The organism is Streptomyces yerevanensis, from assembly GCF_000716805.1.
In the GTDB taxonomy this organism is placed as follows: domain Bacteria; phylum Actinomycetota; class Actinomycetes; order Streptomycetales; family Streptomycetaceae; genus Streptomyces; species Streptomyces flaveus.
In genome coordinates this window covers 1-417 of sequence record NZ_JNWJ01000262.1, presented here as the reverse complement: position 1 = coordinate 417, position 417 = coordinate 1, and the positions used below count along the sequence as shown (strand labels likewise).

Below are 417 nucleotides of genomic sequence, written 5' to 3'. Positions count from 1 at the left end.
GGCGCCGCCGCGAGGATCTCGGCCGGGGCGATGACGTACTGCGCTGCGGCGCCGGGCTTGTCCATCGGCAGGAAGCCGACAACCTGGTCGCCGACCGCGATGCCGTCCACGCCCTCGCCCAGCGCGTCGATGGTGCCGGCGACGTCGAGGCCGGGAGTGTGCGGCAGCACCACCGGGATGGCAGGACGCTCGGGTCGCCGTGCTCGTGGAAACGTACTGCCTTCATTTCGGTTCTCGCCTTCACTGCGGTCGATGTTGCTTCGAATTCGAAGCAACTGTTGATGACGGTACCTCTGCTTCGAATTCGAAGCAAGTGTTGTCGGTCACTGCCGGTGCGAGCGCATCGCCACGGCGAGTTCGGCGGCGGCCTGGTCGATGCACGCGCGCAGCCGCGCCGCGTCGCTGCGCGCCGTGGCC

Annotated in this window: 1 pseudogene; it reads right to left on the bottom strand. The window is 68.6% G+C overall.

From position 1 onward, the window contains the following. Nucleotides 1-110: pseudogene (locus OP79_RS58855) on the bottom strand (NADP-dependent oxidoreductase); the annotation flags it as partial. Between the last annotated feature and the right edge of the window lie 307 nt (nt 111-417).